At 39.9% G+C, this 23,833-nt stretch carries 18 protein-coding genes; 6 read left to right on the top strand and 12 right to left on the bottom strand.

From position 1 onward, the window contains the following. Window positions 1–82: 82 nt before the first annotated feature. Genes BTO22_RS06790 through BTO22_RS06770 form a run of 5 tightly spaced genes read right to left on the bottom strand, consistent with a single transcriptional unit; the run spans window position 83 to window position 7,375 of the window. A complete protein-coding gene (locus BTO22_RS06790) occupies window positions 83–874 on the bottom strand; it encodes a M48 family metallopeptidase (protein WP_105054830.1) in 792 nt (263 codons plus the stop codon). Next, window positions 874–4,152: a type I restriction endonuclease subunit R gene (locus BTO22_RS06785; protein WP_105054829.1), complete on the bottom strand. Its 3,279-nt coding sequence runs from the start codon at window positions 4,150–4,152 to the stop codon at window positions 874–876. Before BTO22_RS06785 ends, BTO22_RS06790 begins: the two co-directional genes overlap by 1 nt. Window positions 4,153–4,168: 16 nt before the next feature. Further along, window positions 4,169–4,606, bottom strand: a complete 438-nt coding sequence (locus tag BTO22_RS06780; RefSeq protein ID WP_105054828.1) for a DUF1016 N-terminal domain-containing protein — start codon at window positions 4,604–4,606, stop codon at window positions 4,169–4,171. Beyond that, complete coding sequence (locus BTO22_RS06775; protein WP_105054827.1) at window positions 4,606–5,853, bottom strand: restriction endonuclease subunit S; 1,248 nt, start codon at window positions 5,851–5,853, stop codon at window positions 4,606–4,608. The genes BTO22_RS06780 and BTO22_RS06775 overlap by 1 nt, the downstream gene beginning before the upstream one ends. After that, window positions 5,843–7,375 carry a type I restriction-modification system subunit M gene (locus tag BTO22_RS06770; RefSeq protein ID WP_105054826.1) on the bottom strand — a complete coding sequence of 511 codons (1,533 nt, stop codon included), beginning with the start codon at window positions 7,373–7,375 and terminating at the stop codon, window positions 5,843–5,845. The genes BTO22_RS06775 and BTO22_RS06770 overlap by 11 nt, the downstream gene beginning before the upstream one ends. Window positions 7,376–7,707: 332 nt before the next feature. Here BTO22_RS06770 and BTO22_RS06765 point away from each other — a divergent pair, with 332 nt between their 5' ends. The 4 genes from BTO22_RS06765 (at window position 7,708) to BTO22_RS06750 (ending at window position 13,692) form a co-directional block, all read left to right on the top strand. Further along, a complete protein-coding gene (locus tag BTO22_RS06765) occupies window positions 7,708–8,226 on the top strand; it encodes an Hcp family type VI secretion system effector (RefSeq protein ID WP_061002478.1) in 519 nt (172 codons plus the stop codon). Between the two features lie 76 nt (window positions 8,227–8,302). Beyond that, window positions 8,303–10,567, top strand: coding sequence for a type VI secretion system tip protein TssI/VgrG (gene tssI / locus BTO22_RS06760; RefSeq protein ID WP_105054825.1), 2,265 nt, complete (start codon window positions 8,303–8,305; stop codon window positions 10,565–10,567). Beyond that, on the top strand, window positions 10,549–11,142 hold the full coding sequence (locus tag BTO22_RS06755) for a DUF4123 domain-containing protein (protein WP_105054824.1): 594 nt from the start codon (window positions 10,549–10,551) through the stop codon (window positions 11,140–11,142). The genes tssI and BTO22_RS06755 overlap by 19 nt, the downstream gene beginning before the upstream one ends. A gap of 15 nt (window positions 11,143–11,157) precedes the next feature. Further along, window positions 11,158–13,692 carry a LysM peptidoglycan-binding domain-containing protein gene (locus tag BTO22_RS06750; RefSeq protein WP_105054823.1) on the top strand — a complete coding sequence of 845 codons (2,535 nt, stop codon included), beginning with the start codon at window positions 11,158–11,160 and terminating at the stop codon, window positions 13,690–13,692. A 51-nt stretch (window positions 13,693–13,743) separates the two neighbouring features. Here BTO22_RS06750 and BTO22_RS06745 read toward each other — a convergent pair whose 3' ends face one another. From BTO22_RS06745 to BTO22_RS06720, 6 genes are all read right to left on the bottom strand, one after another. Beyond that, window positions 13,744–14,793: a formylglycine-generating enzyme family protein gene (locus tag BTO22_RS06745; protein ID WP_105054822.1), complete on the bottom strand. Its 1,050-nt coding sequence runs from the start codon at window positions 14,791–14,793 to the stop codon at window positions 13,744–13,746. Window positions 14,794–15,008: 215 nt separating this feature from the next. Further along, window positions 15,009–16,790 (bottom strand): bifunctional molybdopterin-guanine dinucleotide biosynthesis adaptor protein MobB/molybdopterin molybdotransferase MoeA, encoded by a 1,782-nt coding sequence (locus BTO22_RS06740; RefSeq protein ID WP_105054821.1) that lies wholly within the window; start codon window positions 16,788–16,790, stop codon window positions 15,009–15,011. Further along, entirely contained in the window at window positions 16,787–17,371 is a 585-nt protein-coding gene (gene mobA / locus BTO22_RS06735; protein WP_105054820.1) for a molybdenum cofactor guanylyltransferase MobA, read from the bottom strand. The genes BTO22_RS06740 and mobA overlap by 4 nt, the downstream gene beginning before the upstream one ends. After that, a complete protein-coding gene (locus tag BTO22_RS06730) occupies window positions 17,349–18,056 on the bottom strand; it encodes an energy-coupling factor ABC transporter ATP-binding protein (RefSeq protein WP_105054819.1) in 708 nt (235 codons plus the stop codon). Before BTO22_RS06730 ends, mobA begins: the two co-directional genes overlap by 23 nt. A 12-nt stretch (window positions 18,057–18,068) precedes the next feature. After that, the gene (locus BTO22_RS06725) at window positions 18,069–18,767 is read right to left on the bottom strand and encodes an ABC transporter permease (RefSeq protein ID WP_060991093.1); all 699 of its coding nucleotides are present in this window, start codon (window positions 18,765–18,767) and stop codon (window positions 18,069–18,071) included. Window positions 18,768–18,770: 3 nt separating this feature from the next. Further along, on the bottom strand, window positions 18,771–19,592 hold the full coding sequence (locus BTO22_RS06720; protein ID WP_061002463.1) for a substrate-binding domain-containing protein: 822 nt from the start codon (window positions 19,590–19,592) through the stop codon (window positions 18,771–18,773). A gap of 283 nt (window positions 19,593–19,875) precedes the next feature. On the opposite strand from BTO22_RS06720, the gene BTO22_RS06715 reads away from it, so the two are divergent. Together BTO22_RS06715 and BTO22_RS06710 are read left to right on the top strand one after the other, a co-directional pair. Beyond that, window positions 19,876–21,294, top strand: coding sequence for a sigma-54-dependent transcriptional regulator (locus BTO22_RS06715; RefSeq protein WP_105054818.1), 1,419 nt, complete (start codon window positions 19,876–19,878; stop codon window positions 21,292–21,294). Then, window positions 21,291–23,333, top strand: a complete 2,043-nt coding sequence (locus BTO22_RS06710) for a sensor histidine kinase (protein WP_105054817.1) — start codon at window positions 21,291–21,293, stop codon at window positions 23,331–23,333. The genes BTO22_RS06715 and BTO22_RS06710 overlap by 4 nt, the downstream gene beginning before the upstream one ends. A gap of 280 nt (window positions 23,334–23,613) precedes the next feature. Here the strand turns inward: BTO22_RS06710 and BTO22_RS06705 are convergent, their stop codons facing one another. Beyond that, a complete protein-coding gene (locus tag BTO22_RS06705) occupies window positions 23,614–23,796 on the bottom strand; it encodes a hypothetical protein (RefSeq protein ID WP_105054816.1) in 183 nt (60 codons plus the stop codon). Between the last annotated feature and the right edge of the window lie 37 nt (window positions 23,797–23,833).

Below are 23,833 nucleotides of genomic sequence, written 5' to 3'. Positions count from 1 at the left end.
TAATTTTTGAACACAGTATTTTAGGCATGTTTATACTATAAACAGCAGTGGTGATAAAGGGTTTAAAAAAAGTAATCTTGATTTACTCATTTAAATACAGCTCAGCCATACCATCTAGCTTGCTTTTCACTTCTTTCCAATTTGGTATAACACTGGTTAATAAGCGCCAAAAACGTTCGCTGTGATTGTGCTCTGCAATGTGGCAAAGCTCATGCAGTATTACATAATCAATGCACTTTTTAGGGGCTTTGATTAGGTGAGGATTAAGCATCAAATTCCCTTTGGCAGAGCAGCTTCCCCATTGTTTTTGCATTGGCATCACACGAAAACTTGGAATGCCATCAACCCATGTCGCTTGTGGCAATAGCTCTGCTAACCGTTCATGAAAAATACGCTCTGCTTTTACGCCGTACCAACCAGAGACTAACGCTTTGGTTAGAGCGTGTTTGTCGTCATTAAAACGGGTGAGGGTAACAAGTAGTTTGCCTCGACTCATTTTTACGCTGGGTAACGCGGAGTTATCTTCAACCACTTTAAGTACATAGCGACGGCCTAAATAAAATTGCATTTCACCGCTTACATACAGTTTGGTTTCTACATACGCTAAATGGGCACGAAACTCTTTTAGTGCGTCGTAAATCCAACTGGCACGTTTCATCACGGCATCATGTATGTCGCTTCGCTCTGCATCATCAGGGGCATTAATCACTACTTCGCAGTTAGGATGAACCTTGATGCTAATTTTACGCTTTGCGTTCTCGCTATTGTTTTTTTGAGTAACGGTTTTTCTAATAACAGAGTAGGAGACCGCTTCATCACCATAGATAAAGCTGTACTCTTCTTTGTTACTCTCTTTTTCGTTTACCGATGCCATTAATGATGACCTGCTACGCCTAAACGAGTGATTTGGATAATGTCCGCAATCACTAGATTGGTTTTATCCATGCCAATTGCTTTGAATAGAACAGGCAATAGTTGACGGCGGATCTGGTTTTCAATCTCTTGTGGGTTAATTGAAAACTCAGCAACGGCTGCGGTAACTATTTCATCAATTTTTAGAGCGTAGTTGAAACGTTCATCTTCGCTCAAGGTATTGGTATCTTCTAGGTGCTTTAAGAGCAGGCCAAAGTACGCTTGCACATGACGTTTGATTTTTGGATCAAGCTCAGAGAAACGGTCTGTTGGTAACCCTTCAACGTTACGAGCGATCACTTGCTCTTCAAAATCAGCAAATAACAGATATTGCTTAATAGGGGCATCAAACATCTCTTTGGTTTTATCGATGGCTTGTTTCAATAATTTAGAGAAATACGCTTGGGCATAAGGGTCATCCGCTAAATCTTGCTCAATCATCTTAGTGATACGGCCTGTTATCACGTCTTTTTTGTTACGTGCTTCATCGTCACTCATCTCTTCTGGTTTGGCGTGTTTACCCATATTACCCACCAGATAAGCGCCTTCGGATTCTTGAATTTCTACGCCACCAATATGTTTATCCAACATGGTGCGAATGTTTTCTGCGTATTCATCGTAATCGACCGTTTCTTCTGCATCTTCACGGGCTTGTTTACGCAGATCAGACATAGATTTTAAGGTCTTTTTGTATAAATCTCGTTTGTCGTCAAAACTCTTATCTTCAAAGTAGGTTGCCGATTGCAGCGCCACTTTTAAACAATTAGAGAACGCGGTTAATGCGTCATAAAAATCGTTACGTTTTTTAAGATTGGTATCCGTTAATAACCCATCAATGGTATCGATTTTTGGTGCTAACGCTTGGCGCAATGCAGGGCCATCTTGTTTGTTTGATACCCCATCAAAAATAGCCCAGAGATCGCGATATAAGCCTGGTAATTTTTTGTATTCGGTATCCATGCGATGGTAAAGACCTTCTAGATCATCAATATCAAAACCGCCTTTAATGCGCTCTTCTAGCTCTTGGTAGTTTGCTATCGATGCATCAAGCTCTTTTAAAATGCCACGATAATCAATCAAATAGCCAAATTGCTTTTTAGTGTGCAAACGGTTCACACGCGCAATGGCTTGAATTAAGTTATGTTGTTTAAGCGGTTTATCAATGTAAAGCACGGTGTTTTTTGGTTCATCAAAGCCGGTGAGTAGCTTATCAACCACAATCATGAGATCAGGGCCGTCGTCTTTACTAAACTCATCAATAATGTGTTTGGTGTAGGCCTTTTCGTCACACCATTCTTTTTCTGTTACATTGGCTTTCCACCAATTTTGTACTGTGTCAGTGCTTTCACCATCAACCGTGTCATGGCCTTCACGAGTATCAGGAGCAGACATTGCAACAACCGATGTCACTTTACCAATCTTATCCAATAGCTTTTTGTATTGAATCGCAGAGGCTTTAGAGTCACACGCCAATTGGCCTTTTAACCCTTGGTGCTTAAAGTTTTGGAAGTGATCAGAAATATCATGGGCGATCAGCTCTAAACGTCCCTCGGTTTGGTAAATTTGCCCTTTTTGAGCAAACTTTTTCTTTAAATCCGTGCGCTGTTTTTCTGATAATTTATCGGTAATACGATCAAACCACGCATCAATGGCTTTGTCGTTGGTACTGAGATCAGGAATGCGCTCTTCATACAATAGTGGGGTAACGGTTTGGTCTTCTACCGCTTGTTGCATGGTGTAAGAGTGAATAATTTTACCGAATTTATTTTCTGTTTTATCATCTTGCAGCAGTGGGGTTCCCGTAAATCCAATATAAGCGGCTTTGGGTAGAGCTTGTTGCATACGAATGTTGTTTTCACCGTTTTGGCTGCGGTGCCCTTCATCTACTAATACGATAATATCAGGGCTGTTGTTGTAACATTCTGGTAGCTCAATCGCGGTACCAAACTTATTGATGATAGAGAAGATAATACGTTCGTTACCTTTACCAATTTGCTCGGCTAGGCGTTTTCCTGTGGTCGCCATGGCCTCTTTTTTATCTTTGTCTGATAATGCGCCACCAGAGGCAAATGTTCGAGCCAGTTGGTCTTCTAAATCCACTCGGTCAGTAACCACAATCACGCGACATTTTGCTAACTCTTTAAGCCAGATAAGCGCTTTAGATAAAAACACCATGGTGAACGATTTACCAGAGCCTGTGGTATGCCAAATTACGCCGCCATTACGTGCGCCCAGATCATCAAATGAGGTGATACGCTTAACGAGAGCTTTAATGCCAAACACTTGTTGATAACGCGCAACAATCTTGCCGACTTTTTTATCAAACAGGGTATAAAGGCGAGTCATTTCTAATAGACGGTCATGACGAAGTAGCGACATCAATAAACGGTCTTGGTTAGTTACCATTAAATCACCGCCTGAGATCAGCGATAGATACTCTTGACGCACCTTATTCGGGCGATGGTTAAAAATACGGTCGAAATTTTCTGGTGATAATGGCGTGTTTTTTAAGCGAGAAAAAGTGTGCTCTGTGATTTCTTCTTCTTTCCATTTCGCCCAAAATTTACTTGGGGTTCCGCAAGTAGCGTAGCGTCCATCGTGTCCATTAACGGACATTACCAATTGGCTATAAGCGAATAGGTGAGGGATGCAATCTTGTTTTTGATTACGAATGGTTTGAGATACGCCTTCTTCAATGGTGGGCTTTCCTACCGTTGAGGAGTCTGGGCGCTTGGCTTCTATCACGACCCAAGGCAAACCATTTACGAAGCAAACCATATCAGGAATGTAGTTTTTGGTGCCGTGGGTGTTTTCGACTTCAAGCTCTTCAGTAAAGTGGTATTTGTTGTTGTCAGGGTATTCCCAATCAATGATCTGAATGGTTGGGTTGGCTTTTTTGCCATCCACAAACTCAGTGACGCTAATGCCATACGTTAGTGAGTTATACAGCTTTTCATTAGCGGTTTTTAAGCCTTCATTCATTGCTGGGTTAGCTAATTCTTGAATGATTTTATCAATCGCATTTTTTGATAAATGATGCTCTTTACCCATGAAAGAATAGGTTTTGTGTTGCAGCACGTCACGCAATACATTAGGTAAGATGACGCTTGATAAGTTACCTCGCATAACTGTGCAGTCACTTGGTGGAATGAACTCATAATTAAGGTTGGTTAACAACGTAAGCGCAGGAATTTTTGCGCTTTGTTCTTCTTTGAAGTTGGGTAAATGAGGGTTAGTCATTATCAATGTGTCCTTGTTACGCCAATAAGTGTTGGCGTTCTAATGCTCTTGCTGACCAGCTTTGCTCAATAGCTTCGTTCATATACCAGTGGCGAGCGGATTTGTTTTCAATGCGAGTTAGGGTGCGATAGTGCGTCCAGCTTAATTCGGTACGCACTGCGTTCCAAATTGGAAAAACCAGATAAAACTGGCGCATATTGCGCAGGTTACGGGTATCGAAACCCTTACCAAATTCTTCTGTTAACGATACAGAAAGGCTTTTCAGCACTTGCTTGCCATATTCAGCTCGTGTTTCACCTTGCTGTTCACCTTCCACAATTAAACGGCCTATTTGCCAATAGGTTTGCACCATGGTGGTGTTGACGGCTTGTGCAACCTGTTTTCGTCCCTCAACCAGTAAAGTACGAATATTGTTTAACAAGTCGGTGTTTAATTGTGAAAGATGATTGTTCATTAGGCGGCCTCTACTTGTACTCTTCTCTTTCCTGTCAACAACTGTTGCATCAACGCCTTTTTCTCTTGCTTAAAGTGTGCAAGCTTGGCATTTAGCAATTCGATTTCTTTATCGGCAGCGATTAGGACTGAAGCTATTTTTTGTTGTTCATTTACTTTTGGAATTTCGAAGCGAATATGCTCAAAATCTTTTTTCGATAACTCAAGGAATGTAGAACCACTGGCTTTTGATATTAATTTGTGTTTCCCATAACTAACTAAATAGTAAAGAAAATCGATATTTGTTTTCTTATTTGGAATTAAGTTTTTAAAGCCTTGGTTTGTGCACATCTGGTGTTGCGATATTGCCATTGCACCGATAGTTGCACGAGTACATACCAGGAGGCTGCCAGTTGGCACTAATTTAGCCGAACTTGTACTAAGTCCCAGAGCTGTAATCTTTCTAGCTGAATTATCAATTATTCTTGTTCGTAGCTTTGTTATATCAGTTGGGGTAACCCAATCAATATTACCATTCCAATACTCTGATGAACTTGTACTAGGTGTACCGCCTGATACTATATTTCCAAGTTCAGCCAATCGAAATTCTTCCCATTCCCCCTCAAACGCCATCCCCGTTTCAGGATCAATCAAACGCTTTTTACCCGTTAACAACTGCTGCATTAACGCTTTTTTCTGCTGCTTGCTGGCATCAATCAGCTTTTCAGTGGTTGCTATCGCCATATCCCATGTAGAAAGGATTTGGGTGATTTTACGTTGTTCTGGAAGTGGGGGAATACCTATTTTCAAGCTAAGTAGCTCACCTTTAGTGATATTCTTCATCGAACCACTTGTTCCAGTTGCTAGGTTAGATAGTGTATATCGGCAGTGTTTAGATGAAAGCACATAACTTAACCACTTCATATTAGAGTTAGTTTTTGGAACCGTTTGCCATAACTTATCTGGTAGAAATAAGTTGTCGTATTGTTTATCAATGTACGCACTGGCACCTACTAACTCTTCTGTATTACTGCGACTTATTATAATTTGTCCCTGCTTGGGATTAACTTTTGCACGAGTGAGTTCAGTAGGCGATGTAATAACTTTGGCGGCATTAGGTCTAAATACGCCATAAGTAACGGCACTTACTTTTAAAACACCTTTTTCATTTTTTTCAAGAACGCGAGCTTCACCATTTACACTGACTCCCGATTCAAGGCCCAGTAAAAGGTCTCCAACTCTGCCATCTACCCAACCATTAGGCACCATAACCTAGCTCCTCTAGGTAGCCTGCCATTTCCGCTTCTAGGTCAGCTAGTTCGGTTTGTAGCGCCAAACGCTCACTACGCACTGCCATCAAATCAATTTCCGCTTCTTCTTCAAAGGTATCGACGTAGCGAGGGATGTTAAGGTTGTAATCGTTCTCGGCAATCTCTTCTAATGTCGCTAGGTAAGAATACTTGTCTGTCGTTTCACGGGCTTTATAGGTATCAACAATCTTCTGAATGTTATCGCTCGTTAATACGTTTTGGTTCTTGCCTGATTTAAACTCACGAGAGGCATCAATAAACAATACTTTGTTGTCGTCTTTCTGTTTTTTGAATAACAAAATTGCAGCAGGAATCCCCGTACCAAAGAACAGCTTTTCAGGCAGACCGATAACGGTATCTAATAGGTTTTCATCAATCAGTTGTTTACGGATTTTACCTTCTGAAGAGGCACGGAATAGCACCCCGTGAGGCACAACTACACCCATGCGACCGCCCTTGCTTGTTGGAGTAGCAGGTTTTAATGTCTCAATCATGTGTGAGATAAACGCATAGTCACCTTTGGTTTTTGGTGGTACGCCACGACGGAAACGACCAAAATGATCGCTTTCTGCATCTTCATGGCCCCATTTATCCAAAGAGAAAGGAGGGTTGGCGGTTACGACATCAAAGTGCAGTAGACCGCCTTCTTTATCTTGAAGTTTAGGGTTACGAATGGTGTCACCCCATTCAATACGGTGGTTGTCTTCACCGTGTAGGAACATGTTCATTTTTGCCAATGACCATGTAGAGCCAATCGCTTCTTGGCCAAATAAAGCATATTGCTTAGAGCCACCAAAGTTTTTCTGAACTTGCTTACCACATTTCATCAGTAGTGAGCCAGATCCACACGCAGGATCACAAATGGTGTCGCCTTGTTGTGGTTCTAAGATGATAGAAAGTAAATCTGATACTTCTGGCGGGGTATAGAATTCACCTGCTGATTTACCACTGCCAGCCGCAAAGTGTTTGATTAGGTATTCGTAAGCGTTACCAATGACATCTAACGAACCAACACGGCTTGGGCGTAGGCTTAATGCTTCTTTACCAAAGTCTTCTAATAGGTGACGTAGAATGTCATTTTTTGATTTCTCATCGCCCAGTTTATCGGTGTTAAAGCTAATATCTTGGAACACGCCTTTTAATTTAGTGCCATTGGCTTCTTCAATGGCGTGTAGCGCTTTATCAATACGTGAGCCGTTACCTGCTTCAAAGCGTGATTCATATAAGTCCCAAAACGTAGAGCCAGTTGGAATTTTGAATGATTGGCTTTCCATCATTGCCGCAATCAGCTCTGGCTCGTCACCATATTCTTTAGCTAATTCATCTACTTTGTCTTGGTGAACATCTGAAATGTATTTTAAGAACAGCATGGTTAAGATGAAATCTTTGTAGATAGATGGATCTACGGTCCCGCGGAAAGTATCACAAGCAGACCATACGGCTTTGTTGATGTCGTCTTGGTTGATTTGGGTATGTGGCATGGGTTACCTAGCTGTTATGTGTCACGCTTATTTTTATTGGTGATTAAGCGAATGAAATATGGGGATATAGTACGTGGTTATGGTGTTTTTTTACAGTTTTTTAAATCAAGATGGAGTAGGAGGGAGAGCCTAAGAAAAAAATACAACATGCTTGAAACAACTTATTGGATAATTATCCAATTTATTGTTTTTATTTATTGTTCTTGTAAATAGTAAAAACCCTAACTTGTTGTCTTTATTTGATTTTATTTTTGGCATTCTAATTGCTCTATTGAATTTAACTCGTGAAGTTCACGACTCTAAATCGAATTCAATTATTAAGGAATAAAGCCATGCCAACTCCAGCTTATATGTCAATTAAAGGCCAAACTCAAGGCGATATTACTAAAGATGCTTACTCTGCAGATTCAGTAGGTAACGTATGGCAAGAAGCACATGTTGATGAGTTTCTTGTTCAAGAGCTTGACCATGTACTAACTGTTCCTCGTGACCCTCAAAGTGGTCAACCTACTGGTCAACGTGTTCACCGCCCAGTGATCGTAACTAAACAACAAGACCGTTGTTCTCCACTACTATTTAACGCTTTAGTCTCTGGCGAGAAACTGCCTGAATGTAGCATTAACTTCTACCGTACTTCTACGTCTGGTAAGCAAGAGCATTACTACACAATCAAATTGATTGATGCACTATTAGTTGATATGCAAACTCGTATGGCTCATTGCCAAGATGCAGCAACGTCTGATCGTGTAACTGAAGAAGTGCTTAAGTTCACTTACCGTGCAATTGAAGTGACTCACGAAACGTGTGGTACGGCAGGTAATGATGACTGGCGTACACCACGCGAAGCGTAATCAATTCGCAAACTATTTATAAAAGCTAGGGCCTTATTTTGGCCCTATTTGTCGTCATATCTATCAGGTGTACATAATGAGTAAAGAGGTAGAGTTTAAGTTTGAAGTCCTCGGCACACAGCATGAGTTTCGAGTTGAGAGTTTTAATGTGGTTGAAGAAGTCTCTCAACCATTTAAGGTAACCCTGTCGCTATTATCATTGAATCCTGATATAGAGTTTGACGTATTAAGTCGAAAACCTGCATTGCTAAAAGTATTAGGGCAGGGAATGGATACTGGTCGTTTGTTTCATGGTGTGGTTCATGAAGTTCGCTATTTAGGATCTGGTCGCCGCTTCTCTTGTTATCAAATTACGCTTGTTCCTCAATTGTGGTTCTTAACCCAACGACAAGATTGTCGTATTTTTCAAGATAAATCGATTGTCAATATCTTAACTGAAGTGCTCGATGGTGCATCGGTAACCGATTACCGTTTTGAGTTATTTAATAGCTATCCAAACCAAGAATATCTACTTCAATATCGAGAAACAGACAGCCACTTTGTTCAGCGTTTATTGGCAGAGCACGGCCTATGGTATTACTTTGAGCATACTGCAAGTAATCATACTATGGTGATTGTCGATAAAAATGACGCCATCCCAGAGTTAATTAGTTCACCATTGAATGCATCTTATGTTGGTCCATTGGTTTATCAATCGGATGGTGGTGGGAACTCGGATAGAGAGCATGTCTTTGAATTAATTGCTTATAATCGTGTACGTACTGGTCACGTCACTCAAACAGATTATAACTACGAGCAGCCTCGTATCCCACAACACGTTCAACAACAGGGTGAGCGAGATAACGATTTAGCATTCTTTGATTATCCAGGGCGTTACGGAGAAATTGAACAGGGCCAACAGCGCAGTAATTACTTGGTAGCCGATCATCAGGTTTATAATCATCAAATTGACGCTGAAAGTAATATAATGCGTTTAATTGCAGGCTATAGCTTTAACCTAACAAAACACCCTAGAAGTACGATAAATAGAGATTATATATTAACCTCTGTAACGCACAGTGGGTATGATCCTCGTGTGCATGAAGAAGAGTCAAGCGAGCTGCCAACAACGTATCAAAACCAGTTTACTTGTATTCCTCGTGATGTTGAATATAAAGCAAATAAACTATCAGCCCCTGTGGTTGATGGTCCGCAAACCGCAGTGGTCGTAGGCCCAGCAGGCGAAGAAATATATACCGACCCAATGGGACGCATTAAGGTTCAATTTCACTGGGACCGATATGGTAACAATGATGAGCATTCAGGTTGTTGGTTACGAGTGAGTCAATCGATGGCAGCTCCTACATGGGGCGCGGTGTATTTACCAAGAATAGGGCATGAAGTGGTGGTTACGTTCTTAGAAGGTGACCCAGACAGACCTTTAGTGACAGGTGCTGTATATAACGGGCTGAACACGCCACCATACGCCTTGCCAGAGCATAAAACCAAAACGGTGTTTCGTACCCAAACCCATAAAGGAGAAGGTTATAACGAAATGTCGTTTGAAGACGAAGCCAACCAAGAAGAAGTCTACTTTCATGCTCAAAAAGACATGAGAACTAAGGTACTAAATAACCGATTCAGAACCATAGGAAATGATGAAGAGTTAGAGGTCGGTAATAATCAAATTAATAAAATAAAAAAAGATCGAAAAGAAACCATCGAAGGTCATAAAACATCAACCACTCACCAAACGTTTACAGAAACGGTTGAACAAGATGTAAACGTTAAATATAACGCCAATATAGAAAAGAGCGTGGCCGTTGATCAAGCCTTTAAAATCTACGAAAACCGAAAAAGTTCAGTGGGTAAAAATGATGAGCTGACGATTAAGGGTGAACAAAGCACGATAACTATGGGGTCAATGAGTCGTGATATTAGTGCCGACGATACATTAACTGTAGGTAAAAATCTCACGGTAGAAGTTGGAAGTAATGCTTCTATTAAATCTGATGGAGATCATACCATAATCAGTGCTGATGAAATTAGCGCTCAAGTTGGTAGCTCAGGTTTTATTCTGAAAAATAACGGAACAATAACGCTATATGGCTCAGATATTATGGTTGATGGCGCCAGTTCGGTCGCTTTAGCTGGGGGCAATGTTGCGATTAATCCTAGTGCTGCTCAAGGTCAGAATACCAGTGTGAGTATAAACCCTCCTCGTGCCTTCTCAATGTCTCCATTAGCATCGACTAAGCCAGTGATGAACTCTGCGGCGTACAGTGAAATGGTTGAAGAAGGTTCATTAATGAAAGAGTTATGCCAATGTGGTAAGGGGGGCGTATGTCAACTGCACAGCTAAACAGTGAATGGCGAATTGATACTGTTGAAACCCCATTACTTAACTCATCAGAAAATATTTACGCATTAATTGAATCAGAGTTATGGCCTGAATGGCATGCGGAGCTGAGTCTATACGTTGAGGAATTAAATACGTTTGAGCTATTTAAAGCGACGCAGTTTAATGCGATAAAAAATGGACCTATTGTTATTGATTTATCGCACTCTCAACCCTTATTAAATGCCTGTGTTGATAAAATGAGTTCAGCGCATTGTGGTGCGTTGCTTTATACAGAGAACACAACTAACAGCAGTGAATTAATGTATTCATTACGTAATGCGTTAGTAGTTAAAAAGGGCAATGGAGAGGTATTTTTACGCTATTACGATCCAAGAGGATTATTGCCTTTAGTGGCATCTATGTCTGATACAGATCGTCGAGACTATTTCGGATCGGTGACTAAAATAACGTGGTTTAATAAATCATGGCTTACTGTTTCAGTACCTGTTGCTATAACCCCTCCGTTTTCTGATTATCAATGGACAATGACTGAACAGCATTTTGCGTCCATGCAATCCATCTCAACTCAATGGTAAAGGAGTGTTAACACCATGAGCCAATCTTATATTGTTCAACGCGGTGACACGCTGCTTAAAGTTGCCATTGATAATGATGTCCCTTTTACCACGTTACTTGAGCTGAACCCAAAATATCAACCTAACCCAGATTTAATTCATGTGGGTGACAGTATTAGTCTGCCTGAGGAAGTTGAAGATGAAGAGGTAGAGCAAACCAACACCGTCGAACCTATTTCAAAAGTACGCCCCACAGCGGAAACATGCACATTAATGGCTGCACCAGAATGTGAAGCCAAAGAAGTGCATGATGTTGTATTTGTTACTGGTGAAGCAATGACTGATTTCTATTGTTTAGATGAAAAATCTATTCAATACATGGATGAAGAAGCGAAGTGTATGGACACCTTGCTAGAAGGTTATGCAACACTTTTAAAAGAAACCCCTCAAGGCAAAAATGTTACTAAACAACAAGTAGAGCAGCACGCGAAAAAGAGACAAGTGTGGCTAAATGACGCAAGTAATGCAGGTGCGATTTGTTTGGTTGAATCAACAGAAGCAAAGATAGGTCGGAAAGTAGCGTCAGCTTTTGGTGGCGGTACAGAAAAAAAGAATGATGAGAACCAACAACGAGTATTAGATAAATTAAAAGCGTTAGATAAGCGAAAACGTATTGTCACTAATTATGATGAATCATGGTTTTTAGATGACGACTCTGTTGAGGTACTCAAAAGAAAAGTATTAGCAAAAATTGAAGATGAGATTTCGTATTGGCAGAGCTTGGATAAATCACCTAAAAAACCAGAAGCTCCCAATAAACAGTCAGTGAATCTGGATAACTTTAACTCAATTGGTAAGCAGCTAATTAATCCAAAAGTGAAGCAGCATATCGTTGAAGTCTACTCTATGCGCCATAACAGATATCTTTATCTGAGAAGTGAATTTATTGAGCAAGAGAAAGCTGAAAATAAAGGACGTTGGAGACCAATAAAAAATCGTTCAAAAACCATGGCGGCCATTGAAAATAATGATAAAGCTGGTTTTGCTAGAGCTGTGAAAGAAGATATTCAAAATGATATCAAGAGTAAGTTAAGTAATGGCATACCACTGGAGATTAAATTTCAAGAATGGAAAGCCGATGGTGGGCATTGGTTAGAATTTAAAGCGGCGCAACATATTTTAACTGAAGAGGGAGAAACTCGTTTTGCCATCAGTCAAGATGCTCAGTTATTACGTTGGGGAGCTCAAGCCGCTTTTAAGGCTGACATTAAACCCCAAACCGGTGACGTAGATGTTGGTTTTGGTGCAGAAGCTAGCGTTTCTTTGGTTGAAGGGTCGGTTAAAATTGATTCATTTTTACCTTATGAAAGTGGTTATCCTGTCACATTAAATTATAAAGATGCAAATGGGAAAGACGCAACGTACTCGTTTGGTTGTTTCAGAACAAAAGGGTGTTTATTACTGAGTGCATTTGTTGGTGGAATGGTTTCTGTTGGGGCGAAGATAAATAATAAAAAAGCACCACCTAGAGGTGATGGTAGCGTTGGGATGTTATTCACACCAAGAGTTGGTTTTGGTAATTCAACGAAAGGACAGGTTGGGTTTAAGGCTGAAGGGTTTGCAGGTGCGCAAGCTGGTGGGCAATTATCTGGTGGTGTTGAGTGGTTAGCACCAGAAAAGAACAATACGTTAGATTTTGCAACGTTGGCAGAAATTAAAGTGGAGGGTAATGTTGCCGCAGGTTTAGGTGCTGGTGCTGATTTTCAGTTGAGCCTCAGAGGTAACAAGTTCCTTTTAATATGTTCAGGTCGACTGGTTTGGGGTGCGGGTGGTAGTGGAAGCTTTGGTGCTGCTTTAGATGGTAGAGAGTTTTGGAACGTAACTCAAATTATTTGGCAAGGGTTGCAATACATAGATTATAGAATGCTTAAGAATATTGATGAAGATACATATAATTACTTAGTTCAAGCAAGTTATTTAGCGTTTGCCTCTGATTTGATTGAAGACCCAGAACAAGCTCTTTATAAAACAGTTGAGAAAGGTGAAAATATAATTGGTGGTTTTTGGAAACAAAGAGGGCTTGTTGAACAGCGTAAAAAAGAGGCTTATTTATTATCCGAACGCATTATGAATAATAGTGTTTTTAGTGGGATGCCCCCAGATCAATTATTGCCAGAGGTTGTTGGCATGATGTTGAATACCTTGGTAGAAGAGTTTTGGACTAGCATGAATGAGAAGCAAGAAACGGCTATTTGTGAGTTATTGAAAAAGACGACGTATAATTGGCGAAAGTTTGAAGAAATTTTATCGCGGATAAATGATAATGGAGACAAAGTTGGCGGAGACGCTGAATTGTTTAAAAATTTAAAACGTATCAATACAATTCTAGACAATGAACAACAACGAGAATTTAATTATTGGGTTTACCAGTTAGCTGAAGGTAATCTTCAGGTTGCAAGTAGTACAGTGCCATTTGAGGCTAGAACTGGCGAGCTTTTTGAGCGTAAAAAAGCCCAAGTAACTCAACAGATTGCTATGCTTAATAATTCTAGTGAGTTGCGTTATACATAATAAATCTAACAAGGCCTATAGTAAGGTTGTAGGCCTTTTTATAAAATATGATTAAGGCTTTATAGTTGCTGCTTGCTGAAGTGAACAACGAAAACTCACTGTATAGTATTCAGGTTTTGTATCGAATCGTTCAAAAACCATAATTGCACCAGAGGCATCTCGCATGACTTTTTGTTTCCCAGCCTTTGGTCCTTGTGGATTATACTCTGGGGATTCTTGATAATAATCAGCAGAATACCAATCATTAACCCATTCACTTATCTGGTTACTCATTCCGTATATCCCCAATGGATTAGCAGGCCATTGACCAATATATTTTTCTGAGTTTGTGCTAGCGTTAACATCATCATCATTATAATCAACGTAATACTCAGTATTTGGATTATAATAATCACTTCCTTGTAGTTGTCGGTAGCCATTATTGGTTGCAAAATATTTTTTTTGGCCGCGGCTGCGAGCTGCATACTCCCATTGTGCCTCGGTTGGTAAATCAAAAGGTAAAGTAGTCACATCACCTAACCATTGGCAATAGTTTTTTGCTTCTTGCCAATGTTTTGTAACTGCTGCACTATTATTTAGTTTAGCTATATATTGCTGATATAGTTCAGAGTCTCTGTGCATATTTGATAGGGTTGAAAAATCAGTTGCAGCTACTGGTAAATTATTAAGCTGCCGCATCCACTCCATATCCATAAAGCTGGTTTCATAAGCAGATATAGAATAAGAATCTAATGTTACTTTATGTAAATTATCAATTCCTGTTTTGACACTAAAGAATGAACTTAGGCATTGTACATCTGGTGACCAATCTATTCTATTTCTTGTTCTGCTTGGTATTTCACAAGGAGCACCAAAGTCCCCCATCTCAAAACTGCCGCCTTTTACGAACACGAGATTCTCAATAGCACGAACCGCAGTGTTTAATGCATTTTGTTTTAATTCATTGGATGCATCAGGGTACTGCTTATTGATGTTGGTAATAATGGTATCAATTTGTTGTTTTGATACCGTGTCACTTGATGCGCTAATAGAGGAGTTCGCATCGTTGCAGCCGCTTAATAGTGGTAGTAAGCAAGCGAATCCTAACCATTTGTTTTTCATAATTCTTCCTTATAATTTATGCCTCTATTTTAAGCTATTTTGCGCTCTCATTGAAGGTGTAACAGGAAGTAAAGTGTGATATTTGTTCAGTGTTTACGGGGAGTGATAAGAGTGAAGTTTGTGCCATGCAGATATTGTTTTTTATGTAGCCTTATAAGAAAAAGCCCCACAAAAGTGAGGCTAAATTTAGCGTTATTTTAAGTTATTCAGGTGCTTTAAACTCTTGTTCCTAATGGAATAATTGTTACTTTCTGACCAATATCTATCGATTCGACCTCAGGTTGCACTTCAATTAAGCAATTGGCTTCGCTCATTGAACGTAAAATACCAGAGCCTTGTTTACCTGTAGTTACTACTTCCATTTGACCATTTTGGTTAATCGAGTAAATACCACGGCTGTATTCAGTTCGGCCAGTGCGAGAGCGAATAAACTCTTTAGCAATTGCCGTAAAAGTCTCTGGTTGCCAATTGTCTTCGCCTTGAAGTTTACGTAATGCAGGCTCAACAAATTGTAAAAACGCCACCATTACCGCAACAGGGTTACCCGGTAAACCAAAGAACGGAGTATCACCAATATGACCAAATGCAAGAGGGCGACCCGGACGCATATTAATACGCCAGAAGTTAATATTGCCTAGTTTGTCTAAAATCGTTTTGATGTAATCGGCATCGCCAACCGACACACCACCAGAAGATAAGATCATATCTGCCTGTTGTGATGCTTGAGAAAGCGTTGATTCTAGAGCGGTTTCACTGTCTTCAATGATACCGAAATCAATCACTTCACAACCGATCTTCTGCAATAATGCCGTTAACGTGAAGCGATTTGAATCGTAAATAGAGTTGGCTTTTTGTGCTTCACCTGGAGCTTGAACTTCATCGCCAGTAGAGAAGATAGCGACTTTAATTTTATTAAACACAGGAATAGAGGCGATACCAAGCGAAGCAAGCATGCCAACTTCAGGGGCAGTAATACGTGAGCCTTTAGCTACACAGATTTGATCGATAGCCAGATCTTCACCTGCTAAACGGACGTTTTGGCCTTTACGAATGCCAGATTTTCCAGTATCAAAGCGTACTTGATTGCCTTCTTGAATAGCTTGTTCACGCATGATCACCGCATTACCATTTTGTGGCACTGGTGCTCCTGTCATGATTTTTGCTGCTTCACCATGTTGAAGAGGGGGATCGTAACTGTGTCCTGCCATGATCTCGGCAACCACTGTGTAGTCATTACGGTCTAAGTCATCACCACAAATCACATAGCCATCCATTGCTGAATTATTATGCTGAGGAACATTAATCGGCGATAAAATATCTTGAGCCGCTAATGCATTAATGGATTCAACTAAAGAGACATTACTTTTTGATTTTAGAGGTGTAATAGTCTCTAAAATCTTAGCTCTGCCTTGGCTAACTGATAAAAACGCAGGAGATAATTCATCACAATTAGCAGATAAGTCACTTTGTTGTTTATGCTGGTGTTGTTTTACGTAGTCAACAATGAAGGCAGTGATTGAATCGGTATCATTGATATCCATTTGAGGAAGTTTAGATTCTGCTTTTGAGTCTGCGGCAATAGCTATGATGTTGTCATCTTCAGGGAAGATCCACGGCTTACCGACTTCATCACGGTGCAATTCAATCTTGGTGTATGGCAGTTGTTTAAAGCCTTCAATAAGAATCAAATCAAGTTCAGTTTGATCTAACTTATTGATGAGTTGCTGACAGGTGGTTTCTTCATCAGGTGTTTCCGTAATTAATGCATTACGAAAACGAGAGCTGATCAACATTTGGCTTGCACCGGCTTTACGCAAACGGTAGCTGTCTTTACCTTCTTGGTCGATATCAAAATTGTGATGAGCGTGTTTGATGACTGCGACTTTTAGTCCCATTTCATTCAGTTTTGGTAATAGCTTTTCTAGTAATGTCGTTTTACCTGTGCCGCTATAAGCAGCAAAACCCAATAGTGGGATAGACGCAGTCGTTAAGCTCATAATAAAGATCCAAATTGTTCGAGTTCTTGAGGGCTATTCAAATTGATAAAAGCATTTGGGTAATTAGAGAAATCAGCAAAGACGGTATTACACTCTTTGTATAATAGAATGATTTTTCTATCACCGCGCGCTAAGAAAGCATCAATTTTAGGAATGATACGTTTATGCATTAAAGTGACAACTGGTTGCATGTATTCGCCATCATGAGCGACCACAATATCAGTGTCTTCTTTTACCGCATCACACAATAAAGCAACAAGGTTGTCAGGTAAGTTAGGGGAGTCACAAGGAATAAAACCAACCCAATCAGAATTCATATTGATTAAACCAGAATGCATTCCTGCCAATGGCCCTGGGTAATCGCTAAACTGGTCAGAAAAAGTGACGCCGTAACTTGAGTATTGTTCGATACTGCGATTAGCATTGATGGCAATCTGATCGGTTTGAGGCGTTAGTATCTCTATTGCATGTTCGATAAGAGGTTTGTTTTGAAATGAAACAAAGCCTTTATCTTGGCCACCCATGCGACGGGCTTGTCCGCCCGCTAAAATCACCCAACTAGTTTGCTTTGGCTGGAGCATACTTATCCTTGCTAACAATCACTTTTAATGGGGTAGATTCTATCAGCTTTGCGTCTGAAATGGTCCATTGGCGATGACAAATTTCAGTTAAGGCGTTAGTTTGATGGCTAGTTACGACAATACTTGAACCGCGTTCGAGCAGATCTTTTGCCATAATAACCAATAAATCGATGGATTCTTGGTCAACGCTGGCGCTTGGTTCATCCATTAATAAAATAGAAGGTTTTAATACCCACGCACGAGCCATAGCGACACGTTGTTTTTCACCACCAGATAATACGGAAATGTGTTCATCAGCTAAGGTCTCAAGGCCTACCATACGTAGCGCATTGATCACCATGTTGCGTTTTTCAAGTTTATTCATGGTGGTGTATTTCATGCCATAAATAACGTTGTCGAAAACCGTACCATCAAATAGAAATGGATTCTGATGTAAGTAGACTATTTGATTATTTCCAGATCGTCCTAATAGGCGAGCCGTCCAGTGTGGTTGATTAAGGTTGAGCTTACCTGCCGTCGGGGTTTGTAAACCAGATAAAATCTTAAGCAGTGTTGTTTTACCCACACCATTAGCGCCACGCAAATAGACTGATTCTTTTGGCCCTAATGACAAATGCGGGATGTGGAAAAGCACACGATCATTAAATCGCATTGATAGATTATCGGCAGTAATTCTTATTGTCATTTTTTATGCCTACTAAGTACGTAAATACCCTTTACCACGAGTGATAGAGAGTAAAAAGTTTAACACTAGCGCTAAGATTAATAACACCATACCAAGAGCAATCCCTTGAGCAAATGCGCCTTTTTGGCTTTCCATAGCGATTGCGGTTGGAATGTTTCGTGTAGCATTAAAGATGTTACCGCCGACCATCATAGAACAACCAACCTCGGTAATGATCCGAGAAAATCCAGCAATAACGGCGGCTAGGATAGGGAATCGAGTTTCCCAAATTAAGCTACCAAAAGCACGCGGTAATGAAGCGCCGAGTGTAAACGCAGTTTCCCATACTCGGCGATCACTGTGTTGAAATGCACCATGCATCATAGCAACCATGATAGGGAAGCAGATAAACATTTGGCCAATGACCATTGCTTCTTGCGTAAATAGTAGCTGCCAATCTCCCAGAGGTCCTGAGCGAGAAAGCATCATATACAACAATAAACCGATAACGACGGTAGGTACTGATTGTAAGGTATTAATAATAGAGAGCAGCAGCCACCGTCCCGGAAACGAGCCATAAGCAAGCGCAAATGCCAGTAATAAAGCAGGGAGTAATACAACCGCCATTGCAAATAATGACACAGAAAATGAAACACCAACGATGCTCCATAATGCCGTATCACCACTGAACAGTAATTGAATTGCTTCGTGAGAGGTGGCTAATATACTCATGAATTATTTAGCGTCCGCAGTAAATAGTTGTTTACCGCTTAGTTTAAAGCTGTTGATCATTGCTTGGCCTTTATCGCTAACTAACCAGTCACTAAATACTTGCGCACCTTTGGTGTTTAAGTTGTTGTAACGTTCAGGGTTAATTAGGATTACTTGGTATGGGTTAAATAGACGTTTATCGCCTTCAACCATGATCTCAAGATCTAATTTGTTTTGGTAAGCTAACCATGTACCACGGTCTGTTAGTGTGTAAGCTTGCAGTTCAGAGGTCATGTTTAATGTTGGTCCCATACCTTGGCCTACCGCTTTGTAACCACCGAAATTAGGTTCGATCTTAGTTTGAGCCCAAAGATTCAATTCTTTTTTGTTTGTGCCTGAATCATCGCCACGAGAAACAAAAGTTACGTCAGTCTCTGCCATTTTTTTGAATGCTGCAGTAACATCTTTCATACCATGAATATGTGCAGGATCAGCTTTAGGACCAACAAGTACAAAGTCATTGTACATTAATGATTTTGGCTCAATACCATAACCTTTTTCAACAAAATCAGCTTCGGCTTTAGGCGCGTGAGTCATCACTAAATCAACGTCACCGTTTTCGCCCATTTTAAGAGCTTTACCAGTGCCAGCTGCAAGCACTTGAACTTCGTAACCTGAATCTTTTTTAAACTCAGGCAATAAATAATCTAATAAACCTGAGTGGTAAGTACTCGTTGTTGTTGCCAGACGGATGGTGCTTGCGTCATCTGCATATACGTTCGCAGCAGAGAAAGAACCAAGAGCCAGTGTAGCCATAACTGAAAATGTACTGATTTTATTGTTCATGTTATATCCATGTAATGAAAGGTAATATCGTTAGTAAATGTCTCAAACGAATAGACTCATTGGCATTAAAGCAATCACTATGCCAAAATTTGAATTGATGCTTTTATCTATAAAACAATGGTATATAAATAATTGAATGGCATTCTGCCATAAAAACCTTACAAAAAATGTGATTAGGACAAAATGTCTCATTAGAAAGGATACATTTTGTAGAATACAGGTTAGAATAATTAGGACATTTTGACCCACAAATCCCTGTCAGTACTCTTAATTAGGAAACATTATGGTCACGAAATCAGATTGGCACGCATTCTCAGTTCTTGTTGTTGATGATGAAATAGGTATGCAAACCATACTTAAAAAAGCATTAAGCAAACAATTCGGTCAAGTTCATACCGCGGGAACTATTGAAGATGCAGAAGCTATCCGTCAATCTCACCATCTTGATCTTATTATTTTAGATATTAATTTACCGGGTCAAACGGGATTAGAGTGGCAAGAGAGTATTGCTTGTGACTCTCGAAACTACGACGTTATATTTATGACGGGATACGCAGAGTTAGATACCGCGATCCAAGCGCTTCGTTTAGGTGCGGCTGATTTTATTTTAAAACCATTTAATTTAGAAAACATGTTGCAAGCAGTGAGGCGTTGTATGGATCGTCGCCTTGTTGAACGTACTAATTTTGCATTGCAAAGAGAAATTGAAAAGAATAATCCAATAGAGATCATTGGTAATGCAGATAAAACCTTACAACTAAAACAAATGATCGCTCAACTTGCACCATCAAATGCAGCGGTGTTAATTGAAGGGGAATCTGGCACGGGTAAAGAGTTGGTTGCACGTGGTTTACATCAATTAAGTAATCGAAATGGTCCGTTTGTTCCTCTTAACTGTGGTGCTATTGCCCCAGATCTTTTAGAAAGTGAATTGTTTGGCCATACATCTGGTGCATTTACCGGAGCCAAAAAAAGTCGGGAAGGGCTATTTAGAGTTGCTAACGGTGGAACTTTATTTTTAGATGAAATTGGTGAAATGCCGATTGGGATGCAATCATCATTACTTCGAGCGTTAGAGCAGAAAGCTATTCGACCTGTTGGATCTGAAAAAGAGATCCCCGTTGATGTTCGTATTGTTGCCGCAACTAACCGTAATTTACTAGAAGAAGTTGAAAAGGGTAATTTTAGAAAAGATTTATTTTATCGCTTAAACGTATTAACGGTTTCTCTGCCTGCATTACGTGAACGTAAAGCCGATTTAGCCTGTTTAACTGAGCATTTCTCGCACATGATAGCGAAAGAGATGGGATTAAAGCCTATTCATTGGGCACACGAAGATATCGTCGCGATGGCTCATTATGATTGGCCTGGTAATATTCGTGAACTTAAAAACATGATTGAGCGTTGTATCTTACTAGGAAAGCCACCAGTAGAGCATTGGTCTAGTTTACAAGGTGATACGCCATTGCATCAATCACCTAATCAAGCGCAGATTTTAAATCAAGAACCAACAGAATGTACTTGCATGCCAGAGATGGATGAATATCCTGAGCAGTGGACATTAAAAGAAGTTGAAAAGAAGCACATAATTACGGTTGTTGACTTGCATGACGGGAACAAGTCAGCGGCAGCAAGGCAGTTAGGTGTTGCTCGTAAAACTTTAGAGAGAAAATTTAAAGAGTGGAGTGAAGAGGTCGCATGATGTTATCTCCTCTTTTATGGAAACACAGAGTAAAAACCATGGTGAGATATCGCTTGCTATGGTTAAACTCCGTTCCTTTGTTTTTAACTTTACTCGCTTTAGTTATTATTACTGCGTTTTGGTCTGTGCATTATACGTGGCAAAACGCACTTAATGATGTTGGCAGTAAATTATCAGTTGCAGAGAATAGCATTGATTTTTTACAACAAGAGCAAGAGGCAGAGCTTCGTAGTTTTGTTGAGTCATATCAATTTCAAATAAGATTGAAAGATAATGATCCAGCTCTTCAATATTGGGCTGAGCATCAAGCAGATAATTATAATTCTGATTTCATTGTTGTTCATCCTGTTTCTTATAGTAAGCACCTTCCTGAGTCATCAGTAAAAGCCTTATCCTTAGGGATCTCTCGTACTTTTTTTCAGGTAATGACGAATAAGGATTTGTATAATATTAATCCCCAGTTGAGCACTCAGGTTCAAGTGATTAATAAGAAAGACGGCAGCATAGAAAAGCGTGGTTTAGTGAGTAGAACGCTAATTCCTATTTTTGATAAAGAAGGGGATTTAGCGTGGATAGTTGATAGCGGTATTATTCTTAATAATAGCACTCTCTTAGTTGATAGGATTCGAGATCTTATTTACCCTGAGGGAGACTTACCCGCAGATAATTACGGTACTGTTACTCTGTTTTTAGATGATTTACGCATTAGTACTAATGTTCCGTTACATAATGATTTTGCAAATAAATCGCTTAATCAAGGGCGAGCAATAGGAACCATCGTTTCACCAGAAGTAAAAAGAATTGTGGTCGAAAATGGAGAACGTTGGACTAACCGAGCCTATGTTTACAACGATTGGTATATCTCTGCGTATCAACCAATAAAAGACATGGATAATAAAGTCATAGGTATGTTGTATACCGGATATTTAGAATGGCCGTTACTTAAGCAATACTTGCAGAATTTAGTGGAAGCTGGGGTGACAATACTCATCACTCTATTACTATCGACTATTTTTGTGCATCGTGGAGCAAGAGATCTTTTTCAACCAATTGAAAAAATTCATTATGTGGTGAAATCAGTTCAGCTTGGAAAAGAAAGGCGAATTGGGGATTTAGGGCTAGATAATGGGCATGAATTAGCTAGTCTTGCACAGCAATTTGATAATATGTTGGATCAATTGCAACAACGAAATATAGAGATTCAAAGTGCTTCTAAAGAATTAGAATCTAAAGTTGAATCTCGTACCGCCAGTTTGCATGAAAAGACGATTGAGCTTGAGCAGTACATTAAATTATTGAAACAAGCACAAGATAAACTTGTGATGAGTGAAAAGCTGGCGTCTTTAGGTGAGTTAACCGCAGGTATTGCTCATGAGATCAATAACCCAACGGCGGTTATTCTTGGTAATGCCGAGCTGATTAAGTATGAGCTCGGTGACGGTGCTCATGTTATTTCTGAAGAACTCGATGCAATAATGGAGCAGATTGATCGTATTCGTAATATCACCCGCAGTTTATTGCAATACAGTCGACAGGGTGGCATTCAAGATGAGGTGACGTGGCAATACATCAATCCGATTATTGAAGAGAGCGTCACTTTAGTTCGAACTGGTTCACATAAGCGTGATATTGAAGTTGAGTTTGATTTTGAGCAACCGCCAAAAGTTGAAGTAAATCGACACCATTTACTGCAAGTTCTAGTTAATTTACAAATGAATGGCATTCATGCAATGAACAGCAAAGGTAAGTTAATTATTCGCAGTAGAACTTGGTATGAAGAAGAGATTGAGCTTGGTGCAATTATTGAGATTGAAGACTTTGGCTCTGGAATAAATGCAGAACAATTGAATCGAATATTTGATCCGTTCTATACGACTAAGCGTGATGGAACAGGACTTGGGCTTTCTGTATCCCAAAGTTTACTCAGTCAAACGGGAGGAGAAATAAAAGCACGCTCCCAGCTTGGGGAAGGGTCAACGTTTATTATTTATTTACCGACCAAATCTGAGCATCACCAGTATAATAATTTGGTTGGTTAGAAAGTAAACCGTATCTATTTAGGAAAAAGAGGGGCGGAAATGTTACCCCCCTCACAAAAATGCTGAATAGCGTGTTTTTTGTCTGTTTTTTGACCGTAATGTTATCGAAAAATGTTGAAATTTAGTCAGTCTTATTAGATAGTTAGGTCGTCCGGTTATGACCCCGAACAGTACCAAATTAAGCCACATTCTGAGACGTGTGGCTTTCCTTTTTCCTCTATTTATCTTTTCTTTATTTACTCTTATTCTAAAGTTCTAACAAATCTCTCGCATCACTATATTAGTCAATGATTACAATGCTATCAGTTTGATCTGTATGTAATTGCGCTTTGCTTTGTTCGATAAGTTGGGCTGCGTAAGAAGGCGTTACAGCATGAAGCTGACCTTTTAAACGTACGCTTGAAGCCTCCCAAGGATGATCCTTATAAACACCAGTTTGAATGTATTGAATGAGCACTTTCATTTACTTTCTCCTTAGCTACAAATGACGTAATGTCTCT

This window comes from Aliivibrio sifiae (genome assembly GCF_002954705.1).
GTDB lineage: Bacteria > Pseudomonadota > Gammaproteobacteria > Enterobacterales > Vibrionaceae > Aliivibrio > Aliivibrio sifiae_A.
Note: the sequence above shows the minus strand (reverse complement) of the source record. Positions and strands in the feature narration are given on the sequence as shown.